The sequence below is a fragment of the Arthrobacter sp. TJ-58 genome, assembly GCF_058269295.1.
Window position 1 is genome coordinate 642,279 of record NZ_JBZCNM010000002.1, and the last position, 16,630, is coordinate 658,908.

Consider the following 16,630-nt stretch of genomic DNA (forward strand, 5'->3'; position numbering starts at 1 on the left):
AAAAGGTTCTTCCCCAAGGGCCCGGCGAGGTGCCCGGCGCAGGGAAGACAAGGCAGAATGAGAGAGCACGGCAACTTGCAAAGAGGACGGAAAAATGTCCTTGGCATTCCTTGCAGGGGCCGTGGACCGACGCACCGAACGATGAGGATACAGTGACTTCCGGACCAAACGGCCCATTCTCCCGACCCAGCCCCGGCGCGGGCGCCCGCCCAAGCAGGCGGCGCGGACCCAGTCCGCTGATCGCCACGCTGATTGTGGTGGCAGTCCTTGTGATTGGATTTGTCTACTTTTCGCAGGTATATGCAAATGTCCTCTGGTACAACCAGCTGGGCTACCTCAGTGTCTTCGTCAAGGAGAACCTGACCCGCATTGTCATGTTCCTCAGTGCCTTCGTGGTCATGGCCGGATGTGTGTTCCTGAGCATCAGGGCCGCCTACGTCTCACGTCCGGTTTACGCGCCGGACAGCGCGCTCCAGGACAACCTGAACCGCTACCAGGCCCAGCTTGAACCGGTCCGCAAGCTTCTGATGATCGGTATCCCCGTCGTCGTCGGCGGGTTCGCCGGCACCGCTGCCATGTCCATGTGGCAGCAGGCGCTCCTGTTCTTCAACAGCCGCAACTTCGGCCAGCAGGATCCCGAATTCGGCCTGGACTTCAGCTTCTACCTCACCCAGCTGCCGTTCCTCGGCTTCATCGTGGGCTTCCTCATCAGCGTTGTGGTCATTTCAGGCATCGCCGGCCTGCTGACCCATTACCTCTACGGCGGCATCCGCTTGGAGGAAAAGGGCATTTTCACCTCCCGCCAGGCGCGGATTCATATTGCCGTCATCGCGGCCAGCTTCCTGCTGCTGCAGGCGGCGAACTTCTGGCTGGACCGCTATGACACCCTGCTGAGCACCTCCGGGACCTGGACCGGAGCCCTGTACACGGATGTCGAAGCAGTCATTCCCACCAAGACCATCCTCACCGTGGCCTCCGCAATCGTGGCGCTGCTGTTCATCGTTTCTGCCTTCATTGGCCGCTGGCGCCTGCCGATCATCGGTACCGCCATGCTCATCATTACGGCAATCGTGGCCGGCGGCATTTACCCGTGGATCGTGCAGCAGTACCAGGTGAAGCCGTCCGAGCTGAGCAAGGAATCCCCGTACATCCAGCGCAACATTGAGCTCACGCGCGAGGCATACGGTTTGGACCAGACCGAGGTCATTGACTACAAGGCCACGGTGGACGCCAATGCCGGCGCGCTCGCCGCCGATTCGGGCACCACCTCCAATATCCGCCTGCTGGATCCGAACGTCGTCTCTCCTGCGTTCTCCCAGCTGCAGCAGTTCCGCCAGTACTACCAGTTCCCCGAAACGCTGAACGTGGACCGCTATGACGTTGACGGCGAAGTCCAGGACACGGTGATTGCAGTCCGGGAGCTGAACACGGACGGCGTCCCCTCCGGCTGGGTCAACGAGCACATCCTTTACACGCACGGCTACGGCGTGGTCGCGGCCCGCGGATCAACGGTCCAGGCCGACGGCAAGCCCAGCTTCACCGAATCGGGCATCCCCTCCACCGGCGTATTGGGCGACTACGAACCGCGGATCTACTTTGGCGAGACGTCCCCCGACTACTCGGTGGTCGGAGCACCCGAAGGGGCCGATCCGCAGGAAATTGACCGCCCGCAGACCGGCGACTCGGATACCGAGTCCCAGACCACGTTCAGCGGTAACGGCGGACCCAGCATCGGTAATCTCTTCAACCAGCTGGTCTACGCGCTGAAGTTCCAGTCCACCGAGCTTCTGCTTTCGGACGCCATCAACCCCGAGTCCCAGATCCTCTATGACCGGGATCCGCGCGAACGCGTGGAAAAGGTTGCCCCGTACCTGACCGTGGACGGCAATGCCTACCCGGCGATCGTTGACGGCCGGGTGAAGTGGATCGTGGACGGCTACACCACCAGCAAGTACTTCCCGTACTCCACCCAGCAGGAACTGCAGGCCGCCACCACGGACTCCCTGACCACGGGAGCAGCAGCGCTGCCGGCGGACAAGGTGAACTACATCCGCAACGCGGTGAAGGCCACGGTGGACGCCTATGACGGCTCCGTCACCCTGTACGCCTGGGATGATCAGGACCCGCTGCTGCAGTCCTGGCAGGACATCTTCCCGTCCACGCTGAAGCCGTACAGCGAAATGTCCGCGGACCTGATGGCGCACGTGCGCTACCCGGAGGACCAGTTCAAGGTTCAGCGCGAACTTTTGGGCAAGTACCACGTCACCAACGCTGACTCCTTCTTCAAGAACGACGACGCCTGGAGCGTTCCGAACGACCCCACGGTCGCGAACTCCTCGGTGAAGCAGCCGCCGTATTACCTGTCCCTGCAGATGCCGGGCCAGGATAAGGCAACCTTCTCCCTGACCACGCCGTTCATCCCCTTCGTTTCTCCCAACGGCGAAGCACGCAACGTGCTGTACGGCTTCCTGTCGGCCGAGGCTGACGCGGGAACGGGCGAGGCAGGGGTCAAGAGTGAGGATTACGGCAAGCTGCGGCTGCTCTCCCTGCCGACTGACACCGTGGTTCCCGGCCCCGGCCAGGCCCAGAACCGGTTCAACTCGGACCCGACGGTCTCCAATGCGTTGAACCTGCTCCGCCAGGGTGCCTCCGAGGTCATCAACGGCAACCTGCTCTCCCTGCCCGTGGGCGGCGGCATGCTCTACGTGCAGCCGGTCTACGTGCAGTCCTCCGGTGACGCCTCCTACCCGACACTGCAGCGTGTGCTGGTCAACTTCGGCGAGAAGGTCGGTTTTGCCCCCACACTGGACGAAGCCCTGAACCAGGTCTTCGGCGGAGACTCCGGTGCCATCACCGGAGACTCCCAGAACGTGGGACAGACACCGGACGCCGAAACCCCGGCTCCGGGCGACACCACGGCCGAAGCTGATCTGGCAGCCGCACTGGCAGACGCCGGAGCAGCCATCCAGGAAGGCCAGACGGCGCTGGCAGCAGGAGACTTCGCAGCGTACGGTGCCGCGCAGGACAAGCTCAACGCCGCCATTCAGCGGGCGATCTCGGCTCAGGAAGCCATGGACGGAGCCACCGGAGCCACCGATGGCGCAACACCGGCTCCCACTGAGGGCGCAACACCGGCTCCCACCGAGGGAAGCTAGGACAACTGCTCTCCGGCTGTGAATTTGCAGCCGGAGCCCGCGGCGGGTTAGAGTTAACTAACACGCCGCGGGGTGGAGCAGTTCGGTAGCTCGCTGGGCTCATAACCCAGAGGTCGCAAGTTCAAATCTTGCCCCCGCAACCAAAGGTTGAACCAACCAAATAGTAATAAGCAAAAAAATCCCGGTCGGCAGAAATGCCAGCCGGGACTTTTTGTGTGCCGGCACGCTGCCTGCTGCAGTTGCGGGCCCCCGGTTAGCACGGAGCCATGCCACAGGCCAAGCCTGTCGCTAGACTCACGGAATGGGAAAGCGGCCACTGCCGCCGCTTCGCCGATCTATCCCCACTGCAGGTGGGCGTGTATTTGTCCCTGGTGGTCCTGTCGGTGCTGATTACGGCGCTGCTGATGTCCACGGTGGTTATGCACCGGACTTTCTTCCAGCGCCGGATCAAGCCGAACTGGTCCGCTACAGCGACATCCTGCTGCGCATCACCATCGTCTTGATGGGCCTGGTTCTCATCGGTACCCTCGGCCTCGTCTTTGACCCGGTTCTGGGGTCGGGGAGCGGAGCCGTTGCCGCCGTCGTGCTGGCCGTTGTACTGATTCTTCTGTGGACCGTGTGCCGCGGGGGATCCGCCGCCGTGCCCTTCGCCGCCCGTCCTCATGCGCGCAAATCCTGCCGTGACAAGAAAAAGGGCGGTACTCCCAGGGGAGTACCGCCCGCAATTCCCGGCGCCGGCGAGCGGCGCGGGTGATCCTAGTTCTGTCCGATGGCCGACTGGCCCGAGCCGGAGCCCTTCAGTGCGGCCAGGCGTGCTTCAACCTCGGTCTGCTCGCCCAGGTCCTCCAGGCTTTCGAACTGTGCGTCCAGGCTGGAGGCAGCCAGCTCATTGGCACCGCGGACCCGTGCTTCTTCGCGGCGGATCTTCTCTTCGAAGCGTCCCACCTCCGAGGTGGAGTCCATGACGTCGATGCTCTTCATGGCCTCGTGCATCTGGGTCTGGGCGTGGGCGTTGCGGGCGCGGGCGATCAGCTCGTCACGCTTGCTCTGCAGCTGGTTCAGCTTGCCCTTCATCTGATCCAGACCGGTCTTGAGGCGCTCCACAATCTCTTCCTGGGAAGCGATCGTGGGCTCGGCGCCCTTGGCCTCGTTCTCGGAGGCCATCTGCCGCTGGATTGCCACCTTGGCCAGGTTGTCGAACTTCTCCGCGTCAGCGGCATTGCCGGCGGCACGGAACTCATCGGCTTTCCGGGAGGCAGCCAGCGCCTTGTTGCCCCAGTTGCGGGCATTCTGGATGTCTTCGTTGTAGTCATCCTGAAGCATGCGCAGGTTGCCGATGGTCTGGGCCACAGCGCTCTCAGCCTCGGCAATGTTGTTGCTGTAGTCCCGGACCATCTGGTCCAGCATCTTCTGCGGATCCTCGGCCTGATCCAGGATGGCGTTGATGTTGGCCTTGGCCAGCTGGGTGATACGTCCAAAGATTGACTGCTTTACCACGGTGTCTGCCTTTCGGTTTTTGGTGATGAGCCTGCTGAGAAAAACTTTTGTCATTCCTTCACTGAAATTGTTCCGCGATTTTGAAGATCCCCGGGGCAGGGATTAGAAGCTGCTTCCGCCTCCGTCGAAGCCGCCGCCTCCACCTCCGCCGCCAAAGCCGCCGAAGCCGCCGCCGCCCCAGCCGCCTCCGCCGCCAAAGCCTCCACCGCCGCCGCGAAGGATGGAGTCGATGAGGATACCGCCCAGAATGGCGCCGCCGAGGCCGGACCCGCCGCCCCTGCCGCCGTACATGCCTCCGCCGCCGCCCCCGAAGCCGCCGCCGAACCCGTCGACATCCTGCTGGGCCATGTCCGCAGCCTGCGCTGCCAGTGCGTTGGCCTGCTGGGCATAGGCCAGGGCGCTGACCGGATCCGAGGACTGCAGGGCAACGGCCTGCTGGAGGTTGCGCTCTGCCTCGGCGAGCCGGGTGCGCGCCTCAGCGCCGACACCGCCGCGCCTGGCGCGGATGTAATCGGAAGTTCCGGAGATTTGGGCCTGTGCGGACATCATTGCGTGCTGCAGGGAATCCCGCGCGCGGCGTTCCTGTTCCTGCCGGTCACGGATTCCCTCCAGAGCGGTATCTAGCTGCGCGTTGGCCGTCTCCAGGCGGCGCAGCAGGTCCACCGGGTTGTTCTTGACCGATGTTTCGCGTTCAACAGCCGTAAGCGCGGCTTCCACACCGGCCATGGGGCCCGCCAGCCCGGAATTGGCGCCGTCGGAGGCAAAGGCACGGGCCTGCGCGAGGTCCTGCCGGGCATCCGCCACGGCACGCTGCAGTTCACCGCGGGCTGAGTCGAGCTCACGGCCTGTCTTTTCGATGGCGTCCAGCAGAACGTTGGTCTGGTGGACGCTTTCCTCGGCCGCACGCACGGCGACGACGGCGGAGGCGGTGTCGCCCTCGTCGAGTTTCGCCTGGGCTGTTTCTTCGGCGTTGTCGACAAACTCGAGCCGCTGGCGTGCCTGCTCGATGTTGTCGGCAACCTGGGCCAGGGCGGAATCTGCGTAACGCTGCCGCAGCCCGGCCAGCGAAGCCTCGGCCGCATCCAGCCGGCCGGCTGCCTGCTGGGCGTTGCTCCGTGCCGCAGCCAGGGCTGCGGGTGCGTTCTTCTCGAGTTCCCGCAGGGAGTCGAAGTCTTCCTTGTGCGCCTGGAGCGAGGAATTCACGGCTTCGCAGCGGCGGATGATGTCCTTGAGCCAGGTGCGCTGCTGTTCCTCGGTGTCCGGGATGTGGTCATCCAGCTGCTGCTGCATCTTGAAGGACTCACTCATATGGTTCTTCGCCGCAGCAAGGTCATCGGTAAAGGTTTTGACGGCATCGTCGCCGTAGGAGGCCATGGCGAACGCGAGCTCCTGCTCGCTGGATTTGATGGCGTCGTCGGCGGCCACCAAGAGGCTGCCGGCCCGCTTGCGCAGGTCCTCCACACTCATTGAATCCAGCGGGTCCACGGGCTCGCTCACTTCGCTGCGGGCCGGTCCTGCGGTCACGGCTCCCTTGCGGCGGCTGCGGACGAACAGGAACATTGCGCCGCCGCCGAGCAGGATGATCCCGCCGATGAGCACGATCGGAGCGAGGCTTGCGCCGGAGGACGAGGAACCGCTTGAACTTCCGCTGCGTCCGGACACCAGCGCGTCCGCCGCGCTGACGGCTGCATCAGCCCAGTCAGCCGAGGTAATGGTCTGCTTGCCGAACAGGGAGTCAGTGGCTGCCGCGATAACGGCGTCGCCCTGTGCCGGGGTCAGGGGGCTGTTGTCGGGGACCGATACGTTGAGCCTGCGGCCGTCCGTGGAGAAACTCAGCAGCACTTCCTGGGAATCCATTCCCTTCTGGGCCACAACCTGGTCACCCCAGGCCGTGGGGTCCGAGGGATTCGTGAACTCATCCACGTAGACGACGTAAAGGGTGTAGCGGCTTTCACTGCGCACCTCGGAGATGGCCTGGGTGACCTCGCTGGAATCCGACCCGAGTACACCGGCCTGGTCCACCAGGAACTGCCCGGGCGGAATGGTCACCGGCGGAACTGCTGAGGCGGCCGTGGCCGGAACCAGCAGCGCCGTGACACTCAAACCGAGCACGGCAGCTAGCCGCTTGGTCTTCAACCGCATAAATTGTCCTCAGGTTCGTAGTGGCCTATGGCTGTTCCGCTGCGTTCCGCCGGGTCCGTTCTTTCCCCTGCGGGACGGACCGGCACTTGGATCGATTCTATGGTTCGCCGCATAGCCAGTCCACCACGTCCGGGGCAGATCAGCTTTCGGCTAACTCTCAGGAACCATTCAGGAATCTCCAGCACCGGTCACAGAAAGAGCTGTCATAGTTGAGGAAGCACCAGATACGCGGGTATACAGATTTGGAAAGGACAGCACATGTCTGAGCAATACGGAGGCACCGAGGAACCACGGCGTCCACTGCCTCCCACTCCACCTGCCCCGCCTGCATCGTCCGACGGCGGAGCTGGGGGCGAGGCGCGCGGGGGCCAGACGCAGCGCATGCCTGACAGCCGCATGCCTGAGAGTTCGGGCCGGCAGGAGCCGACCCAGCCGCTGCCGCCGTATCCCGCGGCACAGGCCCCAGATTCCGCACCGAACGCAGAACAAACCTCCCACACGACCGGCGGCGCCCATCCTGCGGGAGCCTCTGCTCCGCCGGCGTACGCACCCTCCGCTTCCGGCAGCGGCTACTCCGGCTACGGCCAGGACCCGTACGGTTCCGGATATCGTCCGGCCCCGGCCGCTCCGGCACGCAGGTTCGGGAGCGGCACCCTGATTACCGGGATGCTGCTGGCAGGATTGCTGGGCGGCGGCGTGGCAGTGGCCGCCGACTCCTGGACGGACAGCGGATCAGCGCCGCAGGGCACCGGCCAGGCGAACACCGTGGTGGTGAATAAAGAAGACAGCGTCAACGCCGTGACAGCCGCCGCGGTAAAGGCTTCGCCGAGCGTGGTCACCATTGACGTATCGGGTGGCGGCAGCTCCGGCACGGGCTCCGGAATTGTCTTGGATGACAGCGGACATATCCTGACCAACACGCACGTGGTCACTCTGGGCGGCACGGTTTCCGATCCGTCCATCGAGGTACAGGCCAATGACGGGCGCGTCTTCTCGGCAACCGTGGTGGGAACCGACCCGGTCTCCGACCTGGCTGTCATCAAGGTGGATGCCTCCAACCTGACGCCGGCCACGCTGGGGAATTCGGATGACCTCAACGTTGGGGACACTGTCATCGCCATCGGAGCTCCGCTGGGCTTGGCGGGAACAGTCACCGACGGCATCGTTTCCACCCTGAACCGCACAATCAGCGTGCAGTCCTCCGCAGCACCCGAGTCAAACTCGGATGGCGGAACAGGCCAGGATGACAACGGCAACGGCTTCCGCTTTGCTCCGCCGGACGGTTCCAGCCAGAGCCAGAGCACGGCTGAAAGCTCCATTTACCTGGACGTGATCCAGACCGATGCTGCCATCAACCACGGAAACTCCGGCGGTGCCCTGGTGAACACCGACGGCGACATCGTGGGCGTCAACGTGGCGATTGCCTCGGCGAGCGAGGACAGCGGAAGCATTGGTGTCGGGTTTGCCGTACCGATGAGCTACGCCGAGCGGGTGGCGAACGAGATCATCAGCTCCGGTTCGGCAACCCACGGATTCCTTGGCGTTTCAGTTACACCGGCCGCAGCCTCCGGCAGCTCAACCTTCACCGTCGGCGCGGAAGTTGCTGAAAACCCGGCCAGCGGAACCCCGGCCGCCAAGGCTGGCCTGAAGGAGGGCGATGTCATTACTGCGGTCAATGACATCCCGGTGACCGACGCGCAGTCGCTGACGGCCGCCATCCGGATGCAGGCAGCCAACAGCAAGGTGACCATCGATTACACCAGCGGCGGAAGCACCAAGAGCGCTGACGTGACGCTGGGCAACTCAGCCGACCAATAGGCAGGGCCATTCACCCGGTGCCGCGGGCGCCGCGGCGGTAACCGGCAAAAGCAGCAGGGACTGTTCCTCCAGCGGGAGGAACAGTCCCTGCTGTGCATGGGGGAGGCGGTCCGCTGCTGACGGAACGGAGCCTGGCCAGGACACGCAGGCGGCTTCACAGTGTGATTAGCTTAAGTTTGTCGCCCCGGGCGGCTCATCCCGCCGTCGGTGAATCCGTGCCCGGGAGGATCTCCAACGCAGAAAGGCCCCGCATGCAGGACTCAGCCGACAGGCCGCTGAACATTGTTGTTTTGGTGAAGCACGTCCCCGATGCCCAGTTTGACCGGCATCTTTCCGGCCCCAGCCACACCCTGGACCGCTCCGACAGCATTCTTTCCGAACTGGACGAGTACGCGCTGGAGGCGGCCCTGCAGCTGGCTGAGGAACGCGGCGGCCAGGCAGCGGGGAATATGGTGACGGCCCTGTCCATGGGTCCGGACGCGGCAGTCAACGCTGTCAAGAAAGCGCTGCAGATGGGCGCCTATCAGGGCTTCCATGTGAACGACGCCGCTTTGGCCGGCTCCGATGCCGCGGCAACGTCCCTGGTGCTGGCTGAGGCTGTGAAGCATGCCGCCGGGGAGCCGGGCGCTCCCGCCCTGCCGGACCTGGTGCTGACGGGAATGGCCTCCACGGACGGCGAAACATCGCTGGTCCCGGCCCAGCTGGCCGAGCGCCTGGGGCTGGCTCAGATAACCTTCGCCTCCGAGGTTGAGGTGACCGGCACCGGGGACGCCGCCGTCGTCCGGGCCCGCCGGGACGGAGACTCCTTCTCGGAAACCCTCGAAGCGGAACTTCCCGCGCTGGTGTCCGTCACGGACCAGGCCAATGAGCCGCGGTACCCCAATTTCAAGGGCATCATGGCGGCCAAGAAAAAGACCGTCACTGTCCTTTCCCTGCAGGACCTGGGCCTGGAGCCCGCGCAGGTTGGCCTGGACGGTTCCTGGACCACGGTGGCTGCTTCCGCGCCGCGTCCGCCGCGGACCGCGGGAACCGTCATCACCGATGACGGCAATGCCGGCATTGCCCTGGTGGACTTCCTGGCCGCCTCCAAACTGATCTGAGAATCTTTTCACCGGCGCTGCTCCGGCAGCGCCCGAAGTATTAAGGAGAGCCGCCATGGCCTCTGTCCTGGTCTTTATCGATGTGCCGGGCCTGCCGCTGCCGCGCGCGAGCCGAGAACTGCTGACCATTGCCCGCGGGCTGGGGGAGCCGGCCGTGGCCAGCCCCCGCGCCCTCGGCGATGATGTCCTGCGGGCACTGGGCGAATACGGTGTCAACGCCGTATATGAACCCGAGAGCGACCTGCCCGATGTCCTGATCGCGGCCAAAGCCGCTTTCCTGGCGGATGCGGTGCGGGCAGCGGAGCCGGCCGCCGTGCTGCTGGGCAATTCTTTCGAGGACCGCGAGGTGGCGGCGCGCGTGGGCGTGAAGCTGGGCTCCGGCGTGATTACCGATGCCGTGGCTATTGCTCCGGATCTGTCGGTCACCAAGTCCGTCCTTGCCGGCTCCTACACCTCAACCTGCCGGGTGCAGACCGGAGTTCCGGTGATTACCGTCAAGGCCAACAGCGTTGAGCCCGCTGCTGCCGGAACGCCCGCAGCACCCGAGCGCCGCCGGCTTGCGGTGACCGATGCCGGTCCCGCCGCACGGGTCACCGCCCGCACCGAAAAGCGTGTGAGCGGCCGTCCCGAGCTCTCCGACGCCCGGGTCATTGTGGCCGGTGGACGAGGCATGGACGGAGACTTCACTCCGGTGGAGAACCTGGCGGACGCCCTGGGAGGCGCCGTCGGCGCTTCGCGCGCAGCTACGGACGCGGGCTGGATTGAGCATTCCGCGCAGGTGGGCCAGACCGGCAAAACGGTGTCCCCCCAGCTGTACATCTCAGCAGGCATTTCCGGCGCCATCCAGCAGAAAGCCGGCATGCAGACCGCCAAGGTGATTGTTGCGGTAAACAAGGACCCCGATGCACCGGTGTTTGAGATAGCGGACTTCGGAATTGTGGGGGACGTGTTCTCGGTGCTGCCGCAGGCCACCGAGGAAATCAAGAAGCGCAGGTCCTGACCGATGGAACCCACCGCCCCGCGCATCAAGCGGGTGCTCGCCTTCGCCGCACACCCGGACGACATTGATTTTGGTGCCGCCGGAACCGTGGCCGCCTGGACCGCCGCCGGCGTCGACGTCACGTACTGCATCATGACCGCCGGTGATGCCGGCGGCTTTGAGCCGGGGGACCGGAGCAACGTGTCCGAACTGCGCAGCAGCGAACAGCAGGCCGCCGCGGAACTGGCCGGTGTGCGGAACGTCCACTTCCTGGGCGAACGGGACGGCTTCCTGGCCGTGACCCCCGAGGTGACGGAAAAGGTGGTGGCGCTGATCCGCCAGGTGCGTCCCGACGTCGTGCTTTCAATGCATCCCGAGCGCAACTGGGAGCGGATCCAGGCCAGCCATCCGGACCATCTGGCCTGCGGCGAGATCGTCACGCGTGCGGTCTACCCGGCGGCTGAAAACCCGTTCGCCTTTCCCTGGCTGGCCCAGCAGGGCCTGGAAGCGTACAAGGTTCCGTGGCTGTGGTTCTACGGAGCGCCGCGGGAACGCGAAAACCATGCCGTGGATGTCAGCGCCTTCGTGGACACCAAGCTGGCCGCCATCCGGGTCCATGCCAGCCAGCATCCCGACGTCGCCCGCATGGAGGCTGCCGTGCAGTCCATGCTGCAGGACAACGCCCGCCGGTTCGGACTGCCGGACGGCACCAGTGCCGAAGTCTTCCACGCGGTGGGGGTCAACACCGAGCAGACCATCGCCGGGTTCTGACCCCGGACGATGATCCGCCCGGACGCAACCTCAGAGATGGGCCAGGCATCCTGCTGCGGCGAAATCATCGCGGGCTCCCTCCGGGACAGGCAGCCGGTGTTCGGCTGCTTCTCTTTACGGTAGGGGTCTCCGCAGTGTCAAGGTCAAGGCCCCACCCGCAGTGCCAGAGAGGGCTCAGGCGGCTTCGGCAGAGAAGGGGATGACCAGGACGATGGGCAGCGTGGGCGTCACCGAACCGCCGTCGGGCTCCACCGTGACCGCCACGGCCTTGTACGGATCAATGTCGGTCAGTTCCGTGGCTTTGGTCCCGGAAACTTCTTCGCCCGTCATAGTGCCCACGGATACCGGATCGGAACCGTCGGCCGGAACCCGCCACATTTGGTACACCGAGCCCTCCGGCGGCGCCGGGACCCCCTTGAGCGTCACAACGGCGGCATTCTCCGCTGAGGAGGTGGCCACTTCCGCGGTACCGCCTGTGGGCAGGTCGATGGTCCGCTGCTGCACGTCCGAGGCGGAGAACACTTCCTCCCTGACGCTGTCGGGTCCGAGGTTGCTGACGGTTACTCCGCCCACAATGATTGCGGCGGCTGCTGCGCCGGCGAGGATCCAGCGGCCGGCGGCGGACCGCGGGGAACGGCGGTTGCGGCGGGCCGCAAGTTCATCACCGGGCTGAACGCCCGGCCGGACGCCGGACACATCGGAGTTGGACACTGCAGAATTGGGCAGATCGGCAGGGGGATCCTTGGGTGCCTTCTCCTCCTGCGGGATCCGGGCCATGATCCGGTCCAGCAGATCAGCCGGGGGAGCGGCTTCGGCCCGGTATCCTCCGGCCAGTGCTTCCCGGGTGGCCCAGACGCGCTGGAGGAAGGTCCGGCGGAGATCCGGATCCGCCTGTTCCACGGCCGCATCAACAGCCTGCCGGTCTTTTTCGGGCAGGGCGTTCAGGGCATACACCTCAGCCCACTCCAGCATTCGGCCCTGTGCAAGGTCCGATTCCAGAGCGTCCGAGGAGGCATCAAAGCTGTTCTCAGGCATCTGCGTTCACCCCCAGGCACTTCTTGAGTCGAATCAATCCGTCACGGATCCGCGATTTGATGGTGGGTACTGCGGCTCCGAGCTTTTCGGCAACCTCCCGGTACGTTAGCCCGCCGTAGTAGGCGAGGCGGACCGATTCCCGCTGGGTGTCGGTCAGGGAGTCCAGGCACTGCACCACGGCTTCGGCGTCCAGGCGCTGCGTCACCGTATCCACCACGTTGTCATGGTCCGGTTCCTGCATGGCCGCACCGAAACGCGCCTCGCGGTTCGCGGAGCTTTGTTCGGAACGGACCCGGTCCACGGCGCGCCGGTGAGCCAGCGTCAGCAGCCAGGCCAGCGGCGAGCCGACGGCGGGATCAAACCGGGAGGCGCTGGTCCACACCTGGAGGTAGACCTCCTGGGTGGTGTCCTCGCTGAGTTCGGCATCGATCAGCACGCGCCGGGCCAAGCCGTAGACGCGCCGGGAGGTCAGGGCGTAAAACTCTGCGAAGTCATCACGGCTGCCGCCGGCAATTCCTGCCAGAAGCTTCTCCAGCGAGGCTGCGGAGCCGGGCTGCTGCGCTTGGGTCTTTGCGGCGTCGGCGGCGCCCTCCGGTGTGGAGTCTTGCGCGGCGGAGGGCCGTCCTTTGTTGGACGTGTCCATAGGAGTCCAGCATACGTGGAAAGCTCCTCCCGGGGATGCAGCACTGCGGCGCAAGTCGGCCGCAGCCGGTGCCTGACCGCCCGCCGGGCGGTCAGCGACCGCCGTAACTCCCTGTTGCTCCCGAACCAGTCCCATACTCCCTATTCGGTGCGGGGACAGCACCGGATGGGTGCAGGTTCGGCTCAGGAGGCTGAAACGGCGGTTCCGCTCAGGAGCGGGCGCCCGACCGTCAGGACCGTCGGGCGGAGGCGATCAGGGTGTCGGCGTTGAGGTTGTGTTCTTCGCCCAACTGGGCCAGGAAGGATGCTTTGACCCGACCCGCCGCTTCCGGGTCCTCAGGAAGAAGGAAACGCAGGCTGCTGCCCATCACCAAGGCCCAGGCGAGGGGCGGTGTGAGCTGGACCTGCCCCGGAGTGGAGAGGACCTTGATGTCCTGGAACCCCAGGGATTCCAGCCACGAGGTCAGTTTCTCCGGGGTGTTGAGGCGTTCGGCGTTGCTCCGCGACCCGGCGAGGCCTTCGGCAACATCAGGACGTTCCCGGCGGCATTCCTCGATGAACAGATCGGTGAAGGGATTCAGGGCGCCCTCGGCCCAGGTGCTCAGGGCCAGGCGTCCGCCCGGGCGCAGGTTGGACACCAGGTGCGCAGCCCCGGCATCCATGTCCGGAAGGAAGAACATTGAGTAGGCGGAGAGAACGACGTCGTAGGGTTCCTCGCCGGACCAGTCGGAAATGTCTCCCACGTGCAGGGCAACGTTCTCCAGGGACAGGGTGCTGGCCTTTGACTGGGCCAGCGCCAGCATTTCCGCAGACAGGTCGATGCCGTCCACACGGCCCTCCGGTCCGGCGTACTGTGCGGCGGGAATGGTGGTGGCACCGGTGCCGCAGCCCGCGTCGAGGATGCTCTCACCCATGGTGATTTCAGCAGCCGCCACCAGGGCATTGCCCATCGGATTCCACAGCGAAGGCGCCAGGCGCTCAAAGTCGGCGGCGCCGTCGTTAAACGCGGTTCCAATGTTGGTGTCGGGCATGGAAGTCCTTAGAGCTGGGCACCTGCGAAGCCGTGCTGGCGCCAGGCTTCGTAGACGGCAATTGAGGCGGAGTTGGCTAGGTTAAGGGACCGCAGTGAGGGCAGCATGGGCAGCCGGACGCGTGCGGTGACGTGCGGATCCTGCATGACGTCCTCGGGCAGGCCCACGGATTCGCGGCCGAACATCAGTACGTCGCCGGGCTGATAGGCGATATCCGTGTAGGACGTGTCACCGCCGGAGGTGAAGGCGTAGACCCGTTCCGGAGCCAGTGCCTTCCAGGCAGCTTCGAGCGTGGGGTGCACGTGCAGGACCGCGAGGTCATGGTAGTCCAGGCCTGCTCGGCGCAGCTTGGAATCCTCCAGGTCAAAGCCCAGCGGCTCGACGAGATGGAGCTCGGCTCCCGTAATGGCGGCAAGGCGGATGGCGTTGCCGGTATTGCCGGGGATTTCAGGGGTGTGGAAGAGAATGCGGAACACAACCCCATCCTAAGCCCGGCGGCTACTGTGCCAGCGCATCGAGCAGGCCGCCAAGAACCTGCAGCTGGACCACCTGGGGCTGCGGGCCGTCGTTGAAGAAGCGGCGGAGTTCGCGCTGCAGCGTTCCGGCGTTCACCACGTGCACCGTGGCCGGGGCGCTCCGGCTCAGCGAGGGCGGATAATCGATCACCGGTTCAAACGGGTTGCCGTTGGGAGAGTGCAGGACCACCCAGCCGCTGACGTTGCATTCCGGGAAGCGGTCCTGGAGGGTGCGCACCGCATCCGGCAGGCGGCCGATGTTCACTTCCCGGCCGCGGTAGCGCAGATGCCGGCCGTCCCAGTTGTAGTTGCCCGGCGAAGCCACCTGCGATTCCAGCACGGCCATCCGGTACCCGCCCAGCAGGACATGGCCCACCTCCAGGTTTCCGCCGCGGGGAGAGCGGTCCGGCACATGCAGTCCGTTGACCAGCCGGCCTGCGGGATAGTCCGGCAGGAGGGTTCGCTGCAGCAGGTTTATGGTGAGGTTTTCGCCGTCGTACCGGGCGGCGGCCGCGGAGCCCAGCCGGGCGAAAAAGCCGGGACGGCGGGGAGCGCCGTGGATCTGCTGCCCGGCCAGGGCCAGCGGCAGCACCGGCGGGGAGCCGGGGGAGAAGTCGGGAACAAAGCGGGGGGTGCTGCCCAAGTTCTCCTCGGCGGATGCCGAACCTGCGCGGGCGGACGCGGTGCGGGAGGCCGACGGCGGTGCGGCAGGACCGCCGGACCGGGCACCTTTCCTGCCCAGGGACAGGTCATAGGCGGCCTTCTGCTGCGGGTTGGACAGCACCTCGTATGCCTCGGCAATAACGTGGAAGGTTTCGGCGCTTCCGCCGCGGTCCGGGTGGCTGGTGCGCGCAGCCCTGCGGTAGGCCGCTTTGATTTCGTCAGCTGTGGCCGAGGGGGCAAGACCCAAAACCTCATAAAGCGTCTTGGGGGACGGGCTCACAGCAGTTCCTCTCGTTGGGCCGGCAGGCCCGGCAGGCGCAGCACCGGATTGGCGCAGCAGATATTAGGCAGCGGTTTGCATTCTTGCAGGTTTGCCGCAGGCAACATCACAGCAGCTACAACGTTGCGGCAGCGAACTATGTTTCCGGGCCCGCCGCCGGGGGCCGCACACGGTAGCTGGCTTCGGCCGCGGAAATGATCCGGGGACGGTCCGGACGGGAATTCTCCACCACCACTGCGGCCCGTGCCGCAGGATCACAGCCGGCACAATAGAGCCGCTGGCCGCCCACGTACCGGTGCATGTCCGGATGTTCCGGATCCGCGGGTGTTCCGTCCCGGACGGCCATGCGGGCGGCGGTCACGGTGAACGGAACGTCGAGGAAGATCGAAAAATCCCAGTAAGCCGCCAGCTCGTCCCGGTGCAGGAAGAGCCCGTCCACCAGGACGACGGCGTTGAAAGCGGCGGGCAGCTCCGGCGGGGACAGCACGGCGTCGGTCTCCAGACTGTGCCCGGCCGGCCGGTACCTTCCGCTGCCGCCCGGTCCCAGCGGATCCAGGACGTAGCTGCGGAACTGCTCCAGGTTGTAGGAATCGGAATAGAACCCCAAGGCCGAAGTCCGGCCCCTGCGGTAGCGAGCCTGACGCCGGTGATGAAAGTCATCAAGGGACAATCGGATGACCGGACGGACCGCAGTCCTGCCCAGCTCAAGCGCCAGGGCATCGGCAAAAGTCGTTTTGCCGGAGCCGTCCACGCCGTCCACTGCCGCGAGCAGGCGGCGTCGGGGAGACATATCGCACAGCTGCCCGGCGAGCGCCTGCAGCAGAGCAGCACGGCTGCCCGGCACTTCTTCACCGGGTATCGCGGCTTTCGGGGGCAGCGCAGTCACAGGGGCAGTCTGCCACCTTCCGCCCGGGACCGGGAAAGTCCGGGGGAAAGTCCCGGGGAGAGAGGAAATCGGCCTGAACTGCAGATCCGGTCTCCGGCACGGAACCCGCGCCGGTT

The 16,630-nt window shown here is 65.5% G+C and carries 13 protein-coding genes, 1 tRNA gene and 1 pseudogene; 7 read left to right on the top strand and 8 right to left on the bottom strand.

Features of this window, described 5'->3' with window-relative positions; translation table 11 throughout:
• Positions 1–152 precede the first annotated feature (152 nt).
• From AC4D2W_RS09230 to AC4D2W_RS09240, 3 genes and pseudogenes are all read left to right on the top strand, one after another.
• A complete protein-coding gene (locus AC4D2W_RS09230) occupies positions 153–3,155 on the top strand; it encodes a UPF0182 family membrane protein (RefSeq protein ID WP_490926589.1) in 3,003 nt (1,000 codons plus the stop codon).
• Positions 3,156–3,221: 66 nt separating this feature from the next.
• Positions 3,222–3,298 (top strand) — tRNA-Met (locus AC4D2W_RS09235).
• A gap of 123 nt (positions 3,299–3,421) precedes the next feature.
• Positions 3,422–3,909: pseudogene (locus tag AC4D2W_RS09240) on the top strand (DUF6328 family protein).
• A 2-nt stretch (positions 3,910–3,911) separates the two neighbouring features.
• Here AC4D2W_RS09240 and AC4D2W_RS09245 read toward each other — a convergent pair.
• Both AC4D2W_RS09245 and AC4D2W_RS09250 read right to left on the bottom strand, forming a co-directional pair.
• Complete coding sequence (locus tag AC4D2W_RS09245) at positions 3,912–4,652, bottom strand: PspA/IM30 family protein (RefSeq protein ID WP_400931904.1); 741 nt, start codon at positions 4,650–4,652, stop codon at positions 3,912–3,914.
• 102 nt (positions 4,653–4,754) lie between these two features.
• On the bottom strand, positions 4,755–6,794 hold the full coding sequence (locus tag AC4D2W_RS09250) for a TPM domain-containing protein (RefSeq protein WP_490926590.1): 2,040 nt from the start codon (positions 6,792–6,794) through the stop codon (positions 4,755–4,757).
• A gap of 381 nt (positions 6,795–7,175) precedes the next feature.
• Between AC4D2W_RS09250 and AC4D2W_RS09255 the strand changes: the two genes are divergently transcribed.
• The 4 genes from AC4D2W_RS09255 (at position 7,176) to AC4D2W_RS09270 (ending at position 11,462) form a co-directional block, all read left to right on the top strand.
• Complete coding sequence (locus AC4D2W_RS09255; RefSeq protein WP_490926591.1) at positions 7,176–8,612, top strand: S1C family serine protease; 1,437 nt, start codon at positions 7,176–7,178, stop codon at positions 8,610–8,612.
• Positions 8,613–8,863: 251 nt separating this feature from the next.
• A complete protein-coding gene (locus tag AC4D2W_RS09260; RefSeq protein WP_490926592.1) occupies positions 8,864–9,712 on the top strand; it encodes an electron transfer flavoprotein subunit beta/FixA family protein in 849 nt (282 codons plus the stop codon).
• A 55-nt stretch (positions 9,713–9,767) separates the two neighbouring features.
• Positions 9,768–10,712 carry an electron transfer flavoprotein subunit alpha/FixB family protein gene (locus tag AC4D2W_RS09265; RefSeq protein WP_490926593.1) on the top strand — a complete coding sequence of 315 codons (945 nt, stop codon included), beginning with the start codon at positions 9,768–9,770 and terminating at the stop codon, positions 10,710–10,712.
• Positions 10,713–10,715: 3 nt separating this feature from the next.
• Positions 10,716–11,462: a PIG-L deacetylase family protein gene (locus tag AC4D2W_RS09270; protein WP_490926594.1), complete on the top strand. Its 747-nt coding sequence runs from the start codon at positions 10,716–10,718 to the stop codon at positions 11,460–11,462.
• 174 nt (positions 11,463–11,636) lie between these two features.
• Here the strand turns inward: AC4D2W_RS09270 and AC4D2W_RS09275 are convergent, their stop codons facing one another.
• From AC4D2W_RS09275 to AC4D2W_RS09300, 6 genes are all read right to left on the bottom strand, one after another.
• Positions 11,637–12,497 carry an anti-sigma factor gene (locus tag AC4D2W_RS09275; protein WP_490926595.1) on the bottom strand — a complete coding sequence of 287 codons (861 nt, stop codon included), beginning with the start codon at positions 12,495–12,497 and terminating at the stop codon, positions 11,637–11,639.
• Entirely contained in the window at positions 12,490–13,140 is a 651-nt protein-coding gene (gene sigK, locus AC4D2W_RS09280) for an ECF RNA polymerase sigma factor SigK (protein ID WP_490926596.1), read from the bottom strand. The genes AC4D2W_RS09275 and sigK overlap by 8 nt, the downstream gene beginning before the upstream one ends.
• Positions 13,141–13,369: 229 nt before the next feature.
• Positions 13,370–14,170, bottom strand: a complete 801-nt coding sequence (locus AC4D2W_RS09285; RefSeq protein WP_490926597.1) for a class I SAM-dependent methyltransferase — start codon at positions 14,168–14,170, stop codon at positions 13,370–13,372.
• An 8-nt stretch (positions 14,171–14,178) separates the two neighbouring features.
• Positions 14,179–14,646: a tRNA (cytidine(34)-2'-O)-methyltransferase gene (locus tag AC4D2W_RS09290; RefSeq protein WP_490926598.1), complete on the bottom strand. Its 468-nt coding sequence runs from the start codon at positions 14,644–14,646 to the stop codon at positions 14,179–14,181.
• 22 nt (positions 14,647–14,668) lie between these two features.
• A complete protein-coding gene (locus tag AC4D2W_RS09295; RefSeq protein ID WP_490926599.1) occupies positions 14,669–15,628 on the bottom strand; it encodes a J domain-containing protein in 960 nt (319 codons plus the stop codon).
• A gap of 136 nt (positions 15,629–15,764) precedes the next feature.
• Positions 15,765–16,514 (bottom strand): nucleoside/nucleotide kinase family protein, encoded by a 750-nt coding sequence (locus tag AC4D2W_RS09300; RefSeq protein ID WP_490926600.1) that lies wholly within the window; start codon positions 16,512–16,514, stop codon positions 15,765–15,767.
• Positions 16,515–16,630 lie beyond the last annotated feature (116 nt).

Excerpts from the sequence above, each read along its gene's own strand:
- AC4D2W_RS09250 (WP_490926590.1), bottom strand. The coding sequence starts at position 6,794 with ATGCGGTTGAAGACCAAGCGGCTAGCTGCCGTGCTCGGTTTGAGTGTC.
- AC4D2W_RS09255 (WP_490926591.1), top strand. The coding sequence starts at position 7,176 with ATGCCTGACAGCCGCATGCCTGAGAGTTCGGGCCGGCAGGAGCCGACC.
- AC4D2W_RS09260 (WP_490926592.1), top strand. The coding sequence starts at position 8,864 with ATGCAGGACTCAGCCGACAGGCCGCTGAACATTGTTGTTTTGGTGAAG.
- AC4D2W_RS09265 (WP_490926593.1), top strand. The coding sequence starts at position 9,768 with ATGGCCTCTGTCCTGGTCTTTATCGATGTGCCGGGCCTGCCGCTGCCG.
- AC4D2W_RS09270 (WP_490926594.1), top strand. The coding sequence starts at position 10,716 with ATGGAACCCACCGCCCCGCGCATCAAGCGGGTGCTCGCCTTCGCCGCA.
- AC4D2W_RS09275 (WP_490926595.1), bottom strand. The coding sequence starts at position 12,497 with ATGCCTGAGAACAGCTTTGATGCCTCCTCGGACGCTCTGGAATCGGAC.
- sigK (WP_490926596.1), bottom strand. The coding sequence starts at position 13,140 with ATGGACACGTCCAACAAAGGACGGCCCTCCGCCGCGCAAGACTCCACA.
- AC4D2W_RS09285 (WP_490926597.1), bottom strand. The coding sequence starts at position 14,170 with ATGCCCGACACCAACATTGGAACCGCGTTTAACGACGGCGCCGCCGAC.